We start from the raw sequence: 16,642 nt of genomic DNA, 5'->3' as shown, positions 1-16,642 counted from the left end.
TGCAGCTGCTGCCCCGGCGACTCCGGCGGCGAGGTGACGACCCGGCTACCGGTGGGGTCCTAGGCGGGGGAGGCCTCGCGGCGTCGCCGGGCACGCTCGAAGGCGGACTCGACCTGTCGGCTCTGACGCTCGACCTCGCCGGCCTCCTCGTCGAGGACCTCGTGGGTGTCGCTGTCGTCCACGGCCCGCAGGACCGCCTCGGCTCGCTGGGTGCGCTCGTTCTGGGTCATGGCGTGAAGTTACGCCCGCAAGGTGAACGCGCGGTGTCATGATGACGGCCAAGCGGGCGCGCACTTCTCGGACCTCACGACCATCGTGAGCGCGCCCGTGCGGGGTGCCGGCGCAGCCGGGTGCGTGCGGCCACCCGACCCTGGAGGGTGACCATGTCCGCTCGCGAACCGCAGGAGATGGCCGAGGCGGCCGTCAAGACCGGGACGAAGAAGGTCGACCGCGGCTGGGACCGGGTGCTGCTGAGCTCGTTCCTCGCCGGCGCCTACATCGCGTTCGGCGGCCTGGTGGCCGTCACGACCTCGTCAGGGCTCGACCCCGCCACGTGGGGCACGCTGCCCACGCTCGTCACCGGAGCGGCGTTCACCCTGGGCCTCGTGCTCGTGCTGATCGCCGGGTCGGACCTCGCCACCGGCAACATGATGCTGGTCCCGCTGAGCGCCATGCGCGGCAAGGTCGACATGAGCGGGGTGGCGCGCAACCTCCTGCTGGTGCTGCTCGGCAACCTGCTGGGCGCCGTGTTCGTCGCCTACTTCCTGGCGGTGCAGACCGGCGTCATCGGGCCCTCGGACGCCGACCCCGGCACCACGGCCGCGCTGACCCACGAGCGGCTCGCCTTCATCGCGCTGGACAAGTCCTCGGAGCACACCGCGTGGCAGACGTTCCTGCGCGGGGTCGGGTGCAACTGGCTGGTGTGCCTCGCCGTGTGGATGTCCTTCGCGGCGACCTCGGTCTCGGGCAAGATCCTCGCGATCTTCTTCCCGATCATGGCCTTCGTGGCGATGGGCTTCGACCACGTGGTCGCCAACATGTTCTTCCTGCCGGCCGCGATCTTCGCCGGCGTCCCCGACATCACCTGGGGCGACGTGGGCCTGAACTGGCTGCTGGCCGGGGCGGGCAACCTCGTGGGAGCCGTCATCTTCGTGGCGACGTCCTACTGGTACCTCTTCCTCAAGGATCAGCCGGAGGACGTCTCGGCGACCGACGACTGACCGCTGGCGTGGGCGTGGGCGTGGCTGGCCTCGACGACGGCGAGCACGACGGCCAGCTCCTCCTCGTCCCGGGGACCGTGGACCATCACGAAGCCGGGGGAGAGACGGGTGCCGGCCCACATGTGCGGTCGACCCCAGCCCTTCGCGGCCACGTCGGCCGCCGGCCCGGCGGGCAGCGCCAGGTGCAGCGAGCCGTCGTACGACGGGTGCAGGTGGGCGAACTCGCCGACCTCGGGCACCAGGAAGGCGCTCCCATCGGCGGACCCGCCGGCCAGCGTGAAGGCGCGGGCCCCGGGCACGGAGATGTGCGAGGGGCCGACGTCCACCCCGGGCAGGCGTCGGACCTCGTCGAGGAGGCGTTCCTGCAGGTGCGCGGGGGCGTTCTGCGACTCCTGCTGCTGCGGGATGGTCCAGCTGACCACGGGCCGGGGACCGGTCCGCACGGGCAGCTCCCCGCCCGGCAGCGTGGGCCAGGAAGTCGGCGGCTGCGGGCCGGCCGGGACGGCGCCCGCCTCAGCGAGGTGGACGAGCCGGTGCGCGATCCAGTCGCCGAGGTGGTGGACCGTCGCCGCCGTCAGCTGGTGGCCTCCCGGGTGTCGGTGCGCGACCGTGGGGGCGCCGGACTCCGACAGCAGGTAGGACCACGTCCGGTCCAGCAGCTCCCGGGGGATCACGTGGTCGCCGTCGCCCTGTGCGACGAAGACGGGCAGGTGAGCCAGCCGCCCGGGCTCCGTGGGGAGGCCCGCGTCGAAGGGCATCGTCCCGTAGAGGAGGGCAGCCCCGGCGAGACGCGCCGGGTCGTCGAGCACCAGGCCGCCGGCGAAGGCGGCTCCGCCGCTGAAGCCGACCAGCACCACGGGACGCCCGGCGGGAGCGACGCCGTCGAGCCAACCGCGGAACCAGTCCATGCCCCGGCGCAGCGACTCGGCGACCGGGCGTCCGATGCCGCGGTTGGCGAACCAGGCGTAGCCGCCGCCCTCCGCGATCGGTGCCCGCACCGCGGCGTACGACGGACCGTCCGGCAGGTGCCCGGCGAGCCCCAGGATCTCGTGCTCGTCGGAGCCGCGACCGTGGAGGAGGACGACGAGCGGGGCCGTCGGGTCGGTGCTGCCGTGCCACGCGACGACCGGAGGGGCGGACGTCGCGGTGGTCACGAGACGTCCGCGGCGTCGGCGGGGACCAGCTCGGCGGCGGTGCTGACGCCGCCCCAGCGACGTACCTCGCCGGGCAGGTCGAGGCGCTCGATCGGAGCGGCGTTCTCGAACTCGCCCCAGCTGGCCTTGGGCAGCATCCACATGACCTCGAACTCGTTGCCGTCGGGGTCGTGGGCGTAGATGCTCTTGGTGGCGCCGTGGCTGGACTCGCCGGAGTAGGCGTCGAGCTCGACGAGGGTGAGGCGCGCCTGCTCGAGCTCCTCGATCCTGTCGACCTGCCAGGCGAGGTGGTAGAGGCCGAGGCTGCCGCGCGGACGCGGCGGCTGGGCGCCGACGCCGAAGAGCCCGAGGTCGTGGTGGTTGCCCGAGCGCGGCAGACGCAGGAAGGCGGCGTTGGCGCGCAGCTCCCGGGCGACGACGCGCATGTCGAAGGCCTGCTGGTAGAAGGCGAGGCTGCGCTCGAGGTCGCTGACGAACAGGACGGCGTGGTTGAGGCGGACGGCGTTGACGGTCATCGGGTGCTCCTGAAGTAGTTGATGCTTCAAGTAACACTCTACCCGAGATAGTTGTTCCGTCAACTAGTAGCGGGTTGCTCCGGTTGCCGGCGTCAAGCCGCCTCGAACTCCAGGGAGGCCGCGGTCTGGACGAACTCGTCGAGCCGCTCCTGCGGCGTCGCGTCGAGCGGCTCGCCCGCCTCGAGGACGACGAGGAACAGCGAGCCCCCGATGTCGGGGCGGTGGAAGAGGTTGCGCCGGCTGTCCTCGCCGTCCTGCTGGGTCACCGAGACGAAGTCGCGGCCCCCGATCGAGACCTCCTCGACCTCGACGGTCTGACCGGCCTCCTCGGCGTTGGTGGCGAGCTCGTCGGCCGCGTCCACGGCTTCGTCGTCACCCGGGTAGGCGCCGATGACGAGCCGGTAGTCCACGTCGCCGGTGCTGCTCTCGGCCTCGTTGTTCGGCACGTTCTCGCCGGTCGTCTCGTAGGACTCCGGGAAGCGCCAGGACCCGGCGACGGTGTCGCCCGGCACCGGCCCGCCCCAGCGGTTCGACGAGAGGAGGTCGTCGCCGGGTTCGTCGAGGTCGACCCCGCTGTCGCTGGGCTCCGCTTCCTCGCCCTGCGACGAGGACGAGTCCGAGGACTCCGCGTCCGAGGCGGACCCACCGCAGGCGCTGAGCCAGAGCAGGGGCAGGACGAGAGCGGCGGACCACCGCCGAGCCAGGTGAGGGCGCATGTGCGCAACGTAGGCGACGACGCCGCGCCCGCGGGCCAGAACGCGGAGGACCTGGACGAACGGCCGACCCCTGCACCTCCTCGACGAGCGAGACGTCGACGTGCCGACGAGGTGAGCCGGGTCAGGACCAGGGGAAGACCCAGTCGCCACGCGGAGCCGGCGCCATGCCGTCGACGCGCATCAGACCATCCCAGGAGTAGTCGTTGAAGAAGACCTGGACGCGGCCGCGACCGCCGTTCCACTCCGGGCACTTGACGTAGGACCGTGTGACCTCGGTGTCCGGGCCGTTCGACCAGCGCCACACCACCACGCCCTTCGTGTCGAAGTGGTCGCGGACCTTGCCCATCGTGGGCGGGCGCGGTGCCCACCGGATGTCCTGGTACTCCGCCTCGGAGACGCAGGTGCGTCCGTCGGCGTGCGCCGGGGCGGCCCCGACCAGGGCGAGCGAGGTCGCGGCGAGGCCGGTGGCGAGTGCGGAGACGGCGTGCTGGGTGGTGCGCTTCATGGGATCCCCCGTGCTGGTTGCGGTGCGTGCCGGGTGACCGTACGTCGCCGCCGGCCGCCCGACCAGGGACCTCGGGCCCTGCTCGGACGGGGAGTGGTCCGCGACCTAGCTCGGGGAGCTGCTCTCCCGCGGGGGCAGCAGCTTGGACGGACCGGGGTCCTCGGCCTCGCCCCGGTCCACGGCGGCGTCGTGGCTGTCGCGGGCCCTCTGCAGCAGCTCCATCAGCTCCTGCTCGTCACGGGCCTTCTGCTTGTACTTCGGCCCCAGCGCGACGATCTGGTCGCGCTCCTCGAGCAGCAGTCCGTAGATCCGCTCGCGCTCGGCCGCGTCCTTGGTGTACTCCGAGTCGAGGTACGACGACGCGTGGCGCCGTGCGTTGCTGATGGCGTTCTGGGCCTTGCCGGCCTTGCTGTAGAGCGAGGCGAGGACGGTGACCAGCAGGACGCCGAGGATCACGCTCAGTGACACGGCGGTGCTGATCTCGGTCACCTTGATCGGCTCGCCGTCGTTGATGAACCCGAGGTTGTTCTCGTGCATCGCGTGCAGGATCAGCTTGACGCCGATGAAGGCCAGGATCGCCGCCAGGCCGTAGGACAGGTAGATCAGGCGGTCGAGCAGGCCCTCGATGAGGAAGAACAGCTGACGCAGTCCGAGCAGCGAGAACGCCACCGCGGTGAACACCAGGTAGGTGTCCTGGGTGAGGCCGAAGATGGCCGGGATCGAGTCGAGGGCGAAGAGGATGTCGGTGCCCCCGATGGCCACCATCACCAGCAGCATCGGCGTCATCGCCCGCTTGCCGTCCTGGATCGTGAAGAGCTTGTCGCCGTCGTAGTGCTCCGTGGTGTGGATGACCTTGCGGGCGATCCGGATGACGAAGTTGTCGGCCGAGCCCTCCTCGTCGTCGTGGTCGGACTTCAGCATGTTGCCCGCGGTGAGGATGAGGATCAGGCCGAAGGCGTAGAAGACCCACGCGAACGAGTTGATCAGCGCGGCGCCGAGGAAGATGAAGCCGGTGCGGGCCACCAGGGCGAACGCGATGCCGAAGAGCAGCACCTTCTGCTGGTCCTCGCGGGGGACCCGGAAGCTGGTCATGATGATGAGGAAGACGAACAGGTTGTCGACCGAGAGCGCCTTCTCGGTGATGTAGCCCGCGAAGTACTCCCCGCCGGGGGTGCCGCCGCCGACGACGAGCACGCCGAGTCCGAAGACGACCGCGATGCCGACGTACAGCGCCGACCAGAAGGCGGCCTCGCGCAGGGTCGGGACGTGCGCCTTGCGCACGTGGAAGTAGAAGTCGAAGACCAGCAGGCCCACGATCCCGGCGATCGTCAGCCCCCAGACCAGAGGAGATACGTCCATGGGGTGATTCCTGACCGTCGGTGGGGGCGGGGTTCTGGGTGCTCGCTCAGACTAGTGCGCCCTCGGGCACGCGAGCGCGCGCGAAGCGGCCGCGCGGTGCCCACTGCCGTGTCGCGGGTCGCACCCGCAGGACGAGACCGCCCAGCACCACGACGAGCGCGACCCCGTCGATGAGACCGGCCACCAGGATCTCGGTGTCGCTGACGACGTCCATGACGCACCTCCGTCCGCCCGACTGCCCGGGCCCCGGAGGTCTTCCCCACCACCCGGAGGACCGGGTGGCCGACGCACCGGGCCGGGCACGGCCGGCCGGGGTGACGGCGTCGTCGTGAGCGGGGTACTCCCCTCAGCGTCCATTTTCGGCCCCGCGTGACCGGTCCGTCAACGGTCGGCTGCGGGTCTCGTCCGGCTCAGCCCTGCACCGCGGCCGCGACGAGCCCGTGGACCAGGCCGAGCAGGGCGCAGACGCCCAGCACCCGCAGGACCGACCACTTCAGCGTGAACAGCAGCACGGCGGCGACGAGCCCGATGACGACGGCGACGGGTCGCACGGTGTCGAGCACGGGCAGCTCGAGCGAGATCGCACCCCACCCGGCCTGGACGGTGTCGGCGAAGAGCGTGTGGATCGCGAAGAACACCGCCAGGTTGGCGATCACGCCGACCACGGCGGCGGTGATCCCGGTCAGGGCGGCGGACAACGAGCGGTTGCCGCGCAGTCGCTCGACGTACGGCGCCCCGAGGAAGATGAAGACGAAGCAGGGCACGAAGGTGACCCAGGTGGTGAGCAGCGCCGCCAGTGTCGCGGCGACCCACGGGTTCAACGAGCCCGGGTCGCGGTAGGCGCCGAGGAACGCCACGAACTGCACCACCATGATGAGCGGACCCGGCGTCGACTCGGCCAGCGCCAGCCCGCGGACCATCTCGCCGGGGGCCAACCAGCCGTAGACCTCGACCGCCTTCTGCGCGACGTAGGCCAGCACGGCGTACGCGCCGCCGAAGGTGACCAGGGCGGCGCCGGAGAAGAACATCGCCTGGTCGGTGAAGACGCTGTTCGCGCCGGTGAGGGAGGCGACCAGGCCGACCGGGACGCCCCAGGCGAGCGAGCCCAGGGCGAGGACCTTCGCCGCGTGCGCGCGGCTCGGTCGCTCCTGGTGCAGCGCGTCGTCGCTGATGAGCGGCACGGGTCCGTCGTCCTCGCTGCCGTGCCCGGACGCGGCGTGCATGGTCGACGGCGCCCAGCGGCCCAGGGCCCAGCCGACGGCAGCCGAGGCAGCGACCACGGCCGGGAACGGGACCCGGAGCACCGTGAGCGCGAGGAACGCGGCGACCGCCAGCGCGACCAGGGCGGGGTGGCCGAGGGCCTTCTTGCCGACGCGTACGACGGCCTGGGCCACGACGGCGAGCACGGCCGGCGCGAGCCCGGCGAAGAGGGCGACGACCGCCGTGGTGTCGCCGAAGCCGACGTAGAGGAAGGAGAGCCCGAGCAGGGCGACCACGCCGGGAAGGACGAAGAGGATGCCGGCGACCAGGCCGCCGCGCACGCCGTTGAGCAGCCACCCGACGTAGATCGCCAGCTGCTGGGCCTCCGGACCGGGGAGCAGCGTGCAGTAGGACAGCGCGTGGAGGAACCGCTTCTGCCCGATCCAGCGCCGTTCCTCCACGAGCTCGCGCTGCATCACGGCGATCTGGCCGGCCGGTCCGCCGAAGGTCTGCAGCGAGATGGCGAACCAGGCCCTGACCGCCTCGCGGAAGGGGACCACGTCCTCGTCGGAGGCCGCGGCAGGGCGGGGCACGGAGCTGCCCTCGGGGGAGGTCGGGCTCATCGGTGGGCGTCCTTCGTCGCGGGGTCACGTCGCCGCCGCGCGGGGCGGTCACGGCTGCCGCTGATTCTGCACCACTGTGGTGCACAAAGGCGTGCGGACCCGCACGGACCGGCTCGGACCCGCCGAACGACGCACGGCCCGCCCACAGGAGGTGGGCGGGCCGTGCAGGGGTGCGGGTTCGTGCGACGAGCGTGGGTCAGCGCGCGTCGGTGCCGTACGCGTCGTTGGCGTCGGTGTCGTAGAAGTCGCGGCTGCCGGCCTTGGCCAGGCCGCGGCTCACCATGTAGCCGATGGTCAGCAGGGTGACGTAGAACCACGCCTCCTGGGGGCCGAAGTCGCTGGTGTCGGTCAGTGCGGAAGCGACGAGGACGCCGACGACGGCGACGACGTAGGCGATGAGCTCGGTGGTCTTGTACGACGACTTGGTCTCGGTCGAGACGCGCGCGGACCGGTCGTGGCCGGTGCTCGCGTGAGCGGTGGTGTGGGTGCCCTGGGTGGGGGTGTGCTGCGTGGTGGACATGGGTGTTCCTTCCATGGCAGGCACGGAGAGACTGTTTGCCCGAGAAGCCGTACGCCGCCTGGACACCCGGTAGCCCTTGTCGCGAAGGACATGCGCGCCCGACGAGGAGACGTGGGACACGTGCCCCACAGAGGGTCTCGAGGTTTACCAGCGCCGTGACAACATCTCGGCCGCGCGGCCTCAGGCGTCGTCGCGCCGAGCGCTTTCGATGGCCGGCGAGCGGTCAGGGGCGGCGGAGCGGCCGGTGTGCGACGTATACCGTGCAGGACGAGCTGCCTCCGGTGATGGGGTTGTCGAAGGAGACGACCTCGGCGCGCACGCGGGCGAAGACGGTCAGCAGCAACGCGACCAACGCGTCGTCCGGGTCGTCGTCGGACCACAGCGCGAGGACGCCGTCGTCGGCGAGGGTCGCGGCGGCCGCCTGCAGGCCGGCCTCACCGTAGAAGTCCTGGTTGCCGGGCGACAGCAGGTTGTCGGGGGAGTGGTCGATATCGACGAGCAGCACGTCGCTCGCCGGGCAGCGGCCGCTGCGGACCAGGTCGAAGAAGTCCGCCTCGACGAGCTCGCACCGCGGGTCGGCGGCCAGGCCGGCCGTGTCCGGGATCAGGTCCGCCCGGTGCCACGCGACGACGGCCCCGACCAGCTCGACCACCCGGAGGCTGCTGACCCGCGGGTCCGTCAGCGCCTCGTGGGCGGTGAACCCGAGCCCCAGGCCGCCGACCACCACGCTCAGGTCGCGGTCCGGCGCCTCGGCCAGCCCGATCCGGGCGAGAGCGATCTCGGTGGCGTTGAACTGGCTCGACATGAGGTACTCGTCGCCGAGCCGGACCTCGTGGACCCACCGCTCGGTGAGGCGGTCCCAGCGCTTGCGCAGGCTGATCTCGCCGATGGGGGTGTCGGCCCAGGCGAGCTCCTCGTAGGGCAGCGGGCTCACACGGAGTCCCGGCGCTCGTGCACGACGGCCCCGGCCGGACGACTTCTCATCCCCGGACCCTGCCACACCGGTGCGTCGCGCGGCGGGCCACAGGCCGGCGAAACCTGGTCACAGCGGCGCCGATCGGGTCAGGATGGCCCCATGGACGGGGGACACGACCAACGACCCGAGACCGCTCGAGCGCGCGTGGTGCCGGTGCGGGTGGACACCTACGAGCCGTCGAGCGGGATCGTCACCGGCGGCGTGGCCCGAGGCGTGCAGATGGCTCGTCAAGCGGCGCCGCCCGTCCAGACCCCCGTCCACCACCCCCACCCGACCGAGGAGACCTGATGCGCGCCGTACGCCTGCACCGCTACCACGAGGACCCGGTCGTCGAGGAGGTGCCGGACCCCACGGTCTCCGGGCCCTTCGACGTGGTGGTGAGGATCGGCGGCGCCGGGGTGTGCCGCACCGACCTCCACATCATGGAGGGCCAGTGGGCCGAGGCGCAGGACCCGACGCTGCCCTACACGATCGGGCACGAGAACGCCGGCTGGGTGCACGAGATCGGCTCGGCGGTCACCAACGTCGCGGTCGGCGACACCGTGATCCTGCACCCCCAGCCGAGCTGCGGGCTGTGCCGGGCGTGCCGCTACGGCAACGACATGCACTGCGAGGACGCGTTCTTCCCCGGGCTGTCGGACCACGACGGCGGCATGGCCGACTACCTGCTGACGTCGGCCCGGGCGTGCGTGAAGCTCGACCCCAGCACCCAGCCGAAGGACGTCGCCGCCCTCGCGGACGCCGGCATCACGGCGTACCACGCGGTGCGCAAGGCGATCCCGCTGCTCCCGCCCGGTACGACGTGCGTGGTGCTCGGCGCCGGCGGGCTGGGCCACATCGGCATCCAGTGCCTGGCCGCCCTGACCGCGACCCGGATCGTCGTGGTCGACGCCAACCCCGACGCCCTCGAGCTGGCGAAGCGGCTCGGCGCCGACGAGACCGTGGTCGCCGACGGCTCCCACGTCGAGGCGGTGCTCGACCTGACCGGCGGCGGCGCCCACGTCGTGCTCGACTTCGTCGCCGAGCAGGGCGCCGAGAACGAGGCCTTCGCCATGACGCGACCGGCGGGCTCGTGCTTCGTCATCGGCTACGGCGGCACGCTCCAGATCCCGACCCTCGACGTGATCTCCACCGAGCGGAACATCATCGGCAACATCGTCGGCACCTACAACGACCTCGTGGAGCTGATGGCGCTCGCCGAGGCCGGCAAGGTCACGCTGCACACGCAGACCTACGCGCTCGACGACGCCGTGCAGGCGCTGCACGACCTCGACGCCGGCACGGTCCGAGGCCGCGCGATCCTCGTCCCCTGACGTCCCTGACGTCCCTGACGTCCCGGGCGGCCCGGGCGGCCCTGACGGCCCTGACGTCCCGGGGGTCAGGACACGCGGCCCTCCAGCTCGGACAGGTCGCTCGGCCGCGGCGTGCCGACCAGCTCGGTGGCCGCATCGAGACCCGGCGCGAAGGCCCACAGCAGGACCCCGCGCACCCGCTCGTCGTCGGCGTAGAACACGAAGGCCTGGCCGTCGTCGAGCTCCTGGACGTGGTGGTCGAGCTTCGTCGACAGGTCGCCGACGGCCTCGTAGCCGAGGTCGAAGACGTCGGAGTAGAACATCGGCGTCTTGTCGAACTCCTCGTCGGAGCCGGCGACGATCCGTCCCGCGGCCTTGCCCATCGACACCGCCGCGTCCTCGTGCTCCACCCGGCGACGGCCCAGCCGCTTGTCCGGGTACGACGCAGCGTCGCCGGCGGCGTACACGTCGGGGGCGGACGTGGCGAGGCGTGCGTCCACCGCGATGCCGCCGTCGTCGGCGAGGTCGACGGCTCCGGCGAGCCAGCCGACGGCCGGCTCGACGCCCAGCCCGAGGACGACGACGTCGGCCTCGAGGCTCTCGCCGTCGGACAGCTCCACCGAGACGCCGTCGCCGGCGACCGTGCCGCCGGTGACCTGGACCCCGTCCACGACGGTGACGCCGTGCTTGCGCAGCTCGGCGGCGAGCGCATGCGTGACGAACGGCGGGAAGGCGTGGTCGCCGACCTCCTGGCCGGGGTGCACCAGGGTGACCTGGGCGCCCCGCCTGGTCAGACCGGCCGCCATCTCGGTGCCGATGAAGCCGCTGCCCACCACCACGGCGCGGGTGCCCGACGAGACCAGCCCGGAGAGCCGGCGGAAGTCGGCCAGCCGTCGGTAGTAGACGACGCGGTCGCCGGCCGGGAGGGCGTCGAGGGTGCGGGGGTCGGCGCCCGGGGCGAGGACCAGCGAGCCGTAGCCGAAGGTGTCGCCGCCCTCGGTGACGACCCGCTTGGCCTCGACGTCGAGCGTGGCCACGGCGTCGCCCAGGTGGAGCGTCACGCCCGGGCCGTCGTCGCCGTCGGTGCCCAGCGCGGCGCTGGACGGGTCGGCGCCCTCCTCGGACCACAGGTCCTTGCTCAGCGGCGGTCGCGCGTAGGGGGCCTCGTCCTCCGCGCCGACGATGCCGACGGAGCCGGTGCCGCCCTGCTCGCGGTAGCCCTGGGCGGCGGCGTCGGCGGCCATGCCGCCACCGACGATGAGGAGGTCGTAGTCGTGGTGCACGTCAGCTCCGGAGGTCGGGGGATGGGTCGCAGACGACCTACCCGTCCCTGCGGACCCCGAACCCGTCGGGCCTCGTCCGGCGTCGTCGGGCCTCGGTAGCCTGCGGACGCGACGGGAGCCTCCCGCGCGGGAAGGGAGCCGTGGGCACCGAGTGGTTGAAGGACGCGCTGTTCTACGAGATCTACCCGCAGTCCTTCGCCGACTCCGACGGCGACGGCGTCGGCGACCTCCGCGGCGTCATCGACCACCTCGACCACGTCGCCTCGCTGGGGGTGGGCGCGATCTGGTTCAACCCCTGCTTCGCCTCGCCCTTCGTCGACGCGGGCTACGACGTCGCCGACTACCTCACGGTCGCGCCGCGCTACGGCACGAACGACGACCTCGTCGAGCTGGTGGAGAAGGCCCGGGAGCGCGGCATCCGCGTGGTGCTCGACCTCGTCGCCGGCCACACCTCGATCGAGCACGCGTGGTTCCAGCGCGAGCTGGCCGCCGACGGGCCGTCGCCGGAGGGGGACCGCTACGTGTGGCGCACCGACGAGCCGCGCGAGGCGTGGGCCTCTGACCTGCCCGGCACCCCGGCGTGGGTGCGCTCGCCCGGGCCGCGCCCGGGGTGGTACCTCAAGAACTTCTACGACGAGCAGCCCGCCCTCAACTTCGGCTGGGTGACCCTGCCCGGCGACGAGCCCTGGCGCGACGCCGTCGACGACCCGGGCCCGCGCCGCAACCGCGCCGCACTCCAGGAGGTCATCGCGTTCTGGCTGGAGCGCGGCGTCTCCGGCTTCCGGGTCGACATGGCCTTCTCGCTGGTCAAGGACCTCGACCAGGAGGCGGCGCTGGCCGCGTCCACCGGGGTGTGGCGCGAGATCCGGGCCTGGCTCGACGCCGAGCACCCCGACGCCGTGATCGTCCCGGAGGGGTTCGAGCCGCGGACCACCGAGCCGCTGGCCTTCCACGCCGACTTCGCGCTCGTGATCATGGCCGCCCACGCGAGCCTCTTCGACAACCAGGGGGCGGGCGTCCTGCCCTTCCAGGAGCACCAGCCGCCGTACTTCGACGCCGAGGGCGCCGGCAGCACGCGCACCTTCCTGGAGACCTGGCGCGAGGCCCGGCGTGAGCACCCCGACCGTCCGGTGCTGCTGTCCAGCGCCGACCACGACTTCTCGCGGCTCGCCTGCGGCTCCCGCACCGCCGAGCAGCTCGGGGCGGCGCTCACCTTCCTGCTGACCTGGGGCACCGTGCCCTGCCTCTACTACGGCGACGAGATCGGGATGCGCTACCTGCCGGACATGCCGGACGTCGAGGGCGCGGTCTGCAACCCCACCTACAACCGGGCGGGCTGCCGCACCCCGATGCAGTGGGACGACGGGCCGCACGCCGGCTTCTCGACCGCTGAGACCGACCGGCTCTACCTCCCGGTCGACCCCGACCCGGGACGACCGACGGTCGCGGGCCAGGACGGCCAGCCGGGGTCGGTGCTGACGCTCGTCCGGGAGCTGGCCGCGCTGCGGCGGGCCGTGCCGGCCCTGCGGGTCGGACCGTCGACGCGCGTGGTCGCTGAGGGCTACCCCTTCGCCTGGGTGCGCGGCGGCACCCACCTCGTCGTCGTCAACCCCCGGCGCGAGCCGGCCCGGCTCGTGGTGCCCGAGACCCGGGGTGCCGTGGTGCTCTGGGGCGACGGCGTCACGGTGTCCGCGGACGCCGCGGACGCCGCGGACGCCGCGGAGCACGCGGGAGCCGGCGGCCTCGAGGTGGCCGGCTTCGGGTACGCCGTGCTCGCCGTCGACCCGGCCGCGCTCCCGGCGGGGGAGCGGCTGGCGGGGTGGCTCGAGGGGCTCGGGATCGCCGGCCAGCTCGACGAGGCGGGGCTGCCCTCGCTGTCGCACGACCTCGAGGGGCGGGCGGTCTGGACGGACCCGAACACGGGCGAGCCGCTCGACGCCGACCAGCTCGACCAGCTCGAGCGGCTGCTGCGCCAGCAGGGCGACGAGCCCGAGCACGCCGTACCGGTGGCGCTGGTGCTGCTGGCGCGACAGGCGCGGCTGCACGAGGAGCTGCTCGCGACGCCGACCCACACCTACGCGAGCCTGGCCGAGCTGCGCGGGGTCGAGCTGAACGCGGCCCGCTTCCAGGTGCACAAGGCCGCGGCCGCGCACCGGCTGCTGCTGGTCGCCCCCCAGGGCCGGACGCTGGTGCCGGCGTTCCAGCTCACCGGTGCGGGCGAGCCGCGCGCGGAGCTGCTGCCGGTGCTGGAGCCGCTGCTGGCCGCAGGGACGGACCCGTGGCGCGTGTGGGCCTGGCTCACGCAACCCGCCGCGCTGCTCGGCGGCGCCGTGCCCGAGCGGGCGGTCACCGACCCGGAGGAGGCCGAGCTGGTCCGCCGCGCCGCGCTCAGCCTGGCGCGACGGAGTACTTGATTCGTTCAAGAAAGTGCACCAGACTGCCGGGGTGTCCTCGTCCACGGACTTCGAACGGCAGCTGCGCGACGCGTCGCTGCGCGTCACCCGCCCGCGCCTGGCGGTGCTGGCCGCCGTCCACGAGCGCCCGCACGTCGACACCGACTCGGTGATCGGCGCCGTGCGCGCGACCCTCGGCGACGTCTCCCACCAGGCGGTGTACGACGTGCTGCGCGCGCTGACCGCGGCCGGGCTCGTCCGCCGCATCCAGCCCGCCGGCTCCGTCGCGCGCTACGAGTCCCGCGTCGGCGACAACCACCACCACCTGGTGTGCCGCGTCTGCGGCGCCATCACCGACGTCGACTGCGCCGTCGGGCACGCCCCGTGCCTGACGCCCGGCAGCGGTGACCCGGACCTGGACGCGAGCCCCGATGGCGACGCCGACCCCGACGTCGACGCCGCGGCCGGGTTCGAGATCGACGAGGCCGAGGTCGTCTGGTGGGGCCGCTGCCCCGCCTGCGCCGCGGCCGCCCGCACCACCTGACGAAACCGCACCACCGACCCCCGTTGAACCCGAGAGAGGAACGAGATGAGCGACGAGAACGCCAGCCCGCAGGGTGTGGACCGCAAGGCCGAGGACGGCTGCCCGGTGATGCACGACTCGGCGACGGCGCAGGGCAGCGAGAGCGAGAACCCCGCCCTGGACTCCCCGACCCCGCAGACCGGCGGTCGGCCGCGCACCGTGCAGGACTGGTGGCCCAACTCCCTCGACCTGTCCCCGCTGAGCGTCCACTCGCCGCAGGGCGACCCGCTGGGAGCGGACTTCGACTACAAGACGGCGTTCGCCGGGCTCGACGTCGAGGCCGTCAAGGCTGACGTCGTCGAGGTGCTCAACACCTCCCAGGACTGGTGGCCCGCGGACTTCGGCCACTACGGCGGCCTGATGATCCGCCTGAGCTGGCACGCCGCCGGCACCTACCGCATCTACGACGGCCGCGGGGGCGCCGGCGACGGCAGCCAGCGCTTCGCCCCGCTCAACAGCTGGCCCGACAACGGCAACCTCGACAAGGCCCGCCGCCTGCTGTGGCCGGTCAAGAAGAAGTACGGCCAGAAGCTGTCGTGGGCCGACCTGCTCGTCCTCGCCGGCAACGTCGCGATCGAGGACATGGGCCTCGAGACCTTTGGCTTCGGCTTCGGCCGTGAGGACGTGTGGGAGCCGGAGGAGATCTTCTGGGGTCCCGAGGACACCTGGCTGGGCGACGAGCGCTATGCCGGCGAGCGCGAGCTCGAGGAGTCCCTCGGCGCGGTCCAGATGGGCCTGATCTACGTCAACCCCGAGGGCCCGAACGGCAACCCGGACCCGCTGGCCTCGGCCCGCGACATCCGCGAGACCTTCGCCCGCATGGCGATGAACGACGAGGAGACCGTCGCGCTGATCGCCGGCGGCCACACCTTCGGCAAGACCCACGGTGCCGGTGACGCCAACCTCGTCGGCCCGGAGCCGGAGGGTGCCCCGCTGGAGGAGCAGGGCCTGGGCTGGCGCAGCAGCCACGGCTCCGGCAAGGGCGCGGACGCCATCACCTCCGGCCTCGAGGTCACCTGGACCCGCACCCCGGTGCAGTGGAGCAACGACTACTTCGAGTTCCTCTTCGCGCACGAGTGGGAGCTCGAGAAGAGCCCCGCCGGTGCCCACCAGTGGGTGGCCAAGGACGCCGAGGCCGTGATCCCCGGCCCGACGCCGGACTCGCCCAAGCGTCGTCCCACCATGCTCACCAGCGACCTCGCCCTGCGGGTCGACCCGGCCTACGAGAAGATCTCGCGCCGGTTCAAGGACAACCCCGACGAGTTCGGCCGGGCCTTCGCCAAGGCCTGGTACAAGCTGCTGCACCGCGACATGGGGCCGGTCTCCCGCTTCCTGGGGCCCTGGGTCGCCGAGCCGCAGCTGTGGCAGGACCCGGTCCCGACGGCCGAGGGTGCCCTCGTCTCCGACTCCGAGGTCGCGGACCTCAAGGCCCGACTGCTCGACTCCGGCCTGAGCGTCTCGGAGCTCGTGGGCACGGCGTGGGCGTCCGCGGCGACGTTCCGCTCCACCGACAAGCGCGGTGGCGCCAACGGCGCGCGGATCCGCCTGGAGCCCCAGCGCGGCTGGGCCGTCAACGAGGGCGTCGGGCGCGTGCTCGAGGTGCTCGAGGGCGTGCAGCGCGACTTCAACGCCGCCGGCGGCGCCCAGGTCTCGCTCGCCGACCTCATCGTGCTGGCCGGCTCGGCGGCGGTCGAGAAGGCCGCTGCCGACGCGGGCGTGGAGGTCTCCGTGCCGTTCCACGCCGGTCGCACCGACGCCTCGCAGGAGGACACCGACACCGACTCGTTCCGCGTGCTCGAGCCGCGGGCCGACGGGTTCCGCAACTACCTGCGGGCCGGTGAGAAGCAGCAGCCGGAGAAGCTCCTGGTCGACCGGGCCTACATGCTCGACCTCACGGCGCCCGAGATGACCGTCCTCGTGGGTGGGCTCCGGGCCCTGGGCGTCACCGCGTCCGGCACCGGCCACGGTGTCCTCACCGACCAGGTCGGCGCGCTGACGAACGACTTCTTCGTCAACCTGCTGACCACCGGGACCCGGTGGAAGGCGTCGGAGTCGGAGGAGAACGTGTACGAGATCAAGGACCTCGCCTCCGGTGAGACACGGTGGACCGCGACGCCGGTCGACCTGATCTTCGGCTCCAACTCGCGGCTGCGGGCCCTCGCCGAGGTCTACGCCAGCGACGACGCGCGCGAGAAGCTCGTGCACGACTTCGTCGCCGCGTGGACGAAAGTCATGGAGCTCGACCGCTTCGACCTGCGCTGACCGGTTGAACGGCTGAACGGCTGACACAGAGGCCGGCGTAC

The 16,642-nt window shown here is 72.6% G+C and carries 17 protein-coding genes; 6 read left to right on the top strand and 11 right to left on the bottom strand.

The features are described from left to right. Positions 1-59: 59 nt before the first annotated feature. Positions 60-230, bottom strand: a complete 171-nt coding sequence (locus tag G7072_RS09405; protein ID WP_166085731.1) for a hypothetical protein — start codon at positions 228-230, stop codon at positions 60-62. 153 nt (positions 231-383) lie between these two features. On the opposite strand from G7072_RS09405, the gene G7072_RS09400 reads away from it, so the two are divergent. Continuing rightward, on the top strand, positions 384-1,220 hold the full coding sequence (locus G7072_RS09400) for a formate/nitrite transporter family protein (protein ID WP_166085729.1): 837 nt from the start codon (positions 384-386) through the stop codon (positions 1,218-1,220). On the opposite strand, the gene G7072_RS09395 is transcribed toward G7072_RS09400, so the two are convergent. The 9 genes from G7072_RS09395 to G7072_RS09355 all read right to left on the bottom strand — a co-directional run bounded on the left by G7072_RS09395 (position 1,187) and on the right by G7072_RS09355 (position 8,746). Continuing rightward, positions 1,187-2,374 carry a luciferase family protein gene (locus G7072_RS09395; RefSeq protein WP_166085726.1) on the bottom strand — a complete coding sequence of 396 codons (1,188 nt, stop codon included), beginning with the start codon at positions 2,372-2,374 and terminating at the stop codon, positions 1,187-1,189. The genes G7072_RS09400 and G7072_RS09395 overlap by 34 nt on opposite strands. Further along, a complete protein-coding gene (locus tag G7072_RS09390; protein WP_166085724.1) occupies positions 2,371-2,889 on the bottom strand; it encodes a VOC family protein in 519 nt (172 codons plus the stop codon). The genes G7072_RS09395 and G7072_RS09390 overlap by 4 nt, the downstream gene beginning before the upstream one ends. Positions 2,890-2,981: 92 nt before the next feature. Beyond that, complete coding sequence (locus tag G7072_RS09385; protein ID WP_166085722.1) at positions 2,982-3,605, bottom strand: hypothetical protein; 624 nt, start codon at positions 3,603-3,605, stop codon at positions 2,982-2,984. Positions 3,606-3,726: 121 nt separating this feature from the next. Next, positions 3,727-4,110 (bottom strand): hypothetical protein, encoded by a 384-nt coding sequence (locus G7072_RS09380; RefSeq protein ID WP_166085720.1) that lies wholly within the window; start codon positions 4,108-4,110, stop codon positions 3,727-3,729. 105 nt (positions 4,111-4,215) lie between these two features. After that, on the bottom strand, positions 4,216-5,469 hold the full coding sequence (locus G7072_RS09375; RefSeq protein ID WP_166085718.1) for a TerC family protein: 1,254 nt from the start codon (positions 5,467-5,469) through the stop codon (positions 4,216-4,218). A gap of 46 nt (positions 5,470-5,515) precedes the next feature. Further along, positions 5,516-5,683: a hypothetical protein gene (locus tag G7072_RS09370; RefSeq protein ID WP_166085716.1), complete on the bottom strand. Its 168-nt coding sequence runs from the start codon at positions 5,681-5,683 to the stop codon at positions 5,516-5,518. A gap of 196 nt (positions 5,684-5,879) precedes the next feature. Next, positions 5,880-7,292: a chromate efflux transporter gene (gene chrA, locus G7072_RS09365; protein WP_166085714.1), complete on the bottom strand. Its 1,413-nt coding sequence runs from the start codon at positions 7,290-7,292 to the stop codon at positions 5,880-5,882. A gap of 196 nt (positions 7,293-7,488) precedes the next feature. Next, positions 7,489-7,812, bottom strand: coding sequence for a hypothetical protein (locus G7072_RS09360; RefSeq protein ID WP_166085712.1), 324 nt, complete (start codon positions 7,810-7,812; stop codon positions 7,489-7,491). Between the two features lie 223 nt (positions 7,813-8,035). Next, on the bottom strand, positions 8,036-8,746 hold the full coding sequence (locus tag G7072_RS09355) for a spermidine synthase (RefSeq protein WP_206063336.1): 711 nt from the start codon (positions 8,744-8,746) through the stop codon (positions 8,036-8,038). A gap of 141 nt (positions 8,747-8,887) precedes the next feature. Between G7072_RS09355 and G7072_RS09350 the strand changes: the two genes are divergently transcribed. Together G7072_RS09350 and G7072_RS09345 are read left to right on the top strand one after the other, a co-directional pair. Continuing rightward, a complete protein-coding gene (locus tag G7072_RS09350) occupies positions 8,888-9,076 on the top strand; it encodes a hypothetical protein (protein WP_166085710.1) in 189 nt (62 codons plus the stop codon). After that, a complete protein-coding gene (locus tag G7072_RS09345) occupies positions 9,076-10,101 on the top strand; it encodes an NAD(P)-dependent alcohol dehydrogenase (protein ID WP_166085708.1) in 1,026 nt (341 codons plus the stop codon). The genes G7072_RS09350 and G7072_RS09345 overlap by 1 nt, the downstream gene beginning before the upstream one ends. 65 nt (positions 10,102-10,166) lie before the next feature. On the opposite strand, the gene G7072_RS09340 is transcribed toward G7072_RS09345, so the two are convergent. Continuing rightward, complete coding sequence (locus G7072_RS09340) at positions 10,167-11,363, bottom strand: FAD-dependent oxidoreductase (RefSeq protein WP_166085706.1); 1,197 nt, start codon at positions 11,361-11,363, stop codon at positions 10,167-10,169. 140 nt (positions 11,364-11,503) lie between these two features. On the opposite strand from G7072_RS09340, the gene G7072_RS09335 reads away from it, so the two are divergent. From G7072_RS09335 to katG, 3 genes are read left to right on the top strand one after another with little or no spacing between them, the layout of a single operon-like run. Next, positions 11,504-13,777: an alpha-amylase family glycosyl hydrolase gene (locus G7072_RS09335; protein WP_166085704.1), complete on the top strand. Its 2,274-nt coding sequence runs from the start codon at positions 11,504-11,506 to the stop codon at positions 13,775-13,777. Between the two features lie 31 nt (positions 13,778-13,808). Further along, positions 13,809-14,300 (top strand): Fur family transcriptional regulator, encoded by a 492-nt coding sequence (locus G7072_RS09330; protein ID WP_166085702.1) that lies wholly within the window; start codon positions 13,809-13,811, stop codon positions 14,298-14,300. 45 nt (positions 14,301-14,345) lie between these two features. After that, positions 14,346-16,601 (top strand): catalase/peroxidase HPI, encoded by a 2,256-nt coding sequence (gene katG / locus G7072_RS09325; RefSeq protein WP_166085700.1) that lies wholly within the window; start codon positions 14,346-14,348, stop codon positions 16,599-16,601. The last annotated feature ends 41 nt before the right edge of the window (positions 16,602-16,642 follow it).

Source organism: Nocardioides sp. HDW12B, from assembly GCF_011299595.1.
Lineage (GTDB): Bacteria > Actinomycetota > Actinomycetes > Propionibacteriales > Nocardioidaceae > Marmoricola_A.
Note: the sequence above shows the minus strand (reverse complement) of the source record. Positions and strands in the feature narration are given on the sequence as shown.

Bases quoted from the DNA above. Each gene is read 5' to 3' on its own strand.
- G7072_RS09380 (WP_166085720.1), bottom strand. From the start codon at position 4,110: ATGAAGCGCACCACCCAGCACGCCGTCTCCGCACTCGCCACCGGCCTC.
- G7072_RS09350 (WP_166085710.1), top strand. From the start codon at position 8,888: ATGGACGGGGGACACGACCAACGACCCGAGACCGCTCGAGCGCGCGTG.
- G7072_RS09390 (WP_166085724.1), bottom strand. From the start codon at position 2,889: ATGACCGTCAACGCCGTCCGCCTCAACCACGCCGTCCTGTTCGTCAGC.
- chrA (WP_166085714.1), bottom strand. From the start codon at position 7,292: ATGAGCCCGACCTCCCCCGAGGGCAGCTCCGTGCCCCGCCCTGCCGCG.
- G7072_RS09360 (WP_166085712.1), bottom strand. From the start codon at position 7,812: ATGTCCACCACGCAGCACACCCCCACCCAGGGCACCCACACCACCGCT.
- G7072_RS09405 (WP_166085731.1), bottom strand. From the start codon at position 230: ATGACCCAGAACGAGCGCACCCAGCGAGCCGAGGCGGTCCTGCGGGCC.
- G7072_RS09400 (WP_166085729.1), top strand. From the start codon at position 384: ATGTCCGCTCGCGAACCGCAGGAGATGGCCGAGGCGGCCGTCAAGACC.
- G7072_RS09385 (WP_166085722.1), bottom strand. From the start codon at position 3,605: ATGCGCCCTCACCTGGCTCGGCGGTGGTCCGCCGCTCTCGTCCTGCCC.
- katG (WP_166085700.1), top strand. From the start codon at position 14,346: ATGAGCGACGAGAACGCCAGCCCGCAGGGTGTGGACCGCAAGGCCGAG.
- G7072_RS09370 (WP_166085716.1), bottom strand. From the start codon at position 5,683: ATGGACGTCGTCAGCGACACCGAGATCCTGGTGGCCGGTCTCATCGAC.
- G7072_RS09375 (WP_166085718.1), bottom strand. From the start codon at position 5,469: ATGGACGTATCTCCTCTGGTCTGGGGGCTGACGATCGCCGGGATCGTG.
- G7072_RS09345 (WP_166085708.1), top strand. From the start codon at position 9,076: ATGCGCGCCGTACGCCTGCACCGCTACCACGAGGACCCGGTCGTCGAG.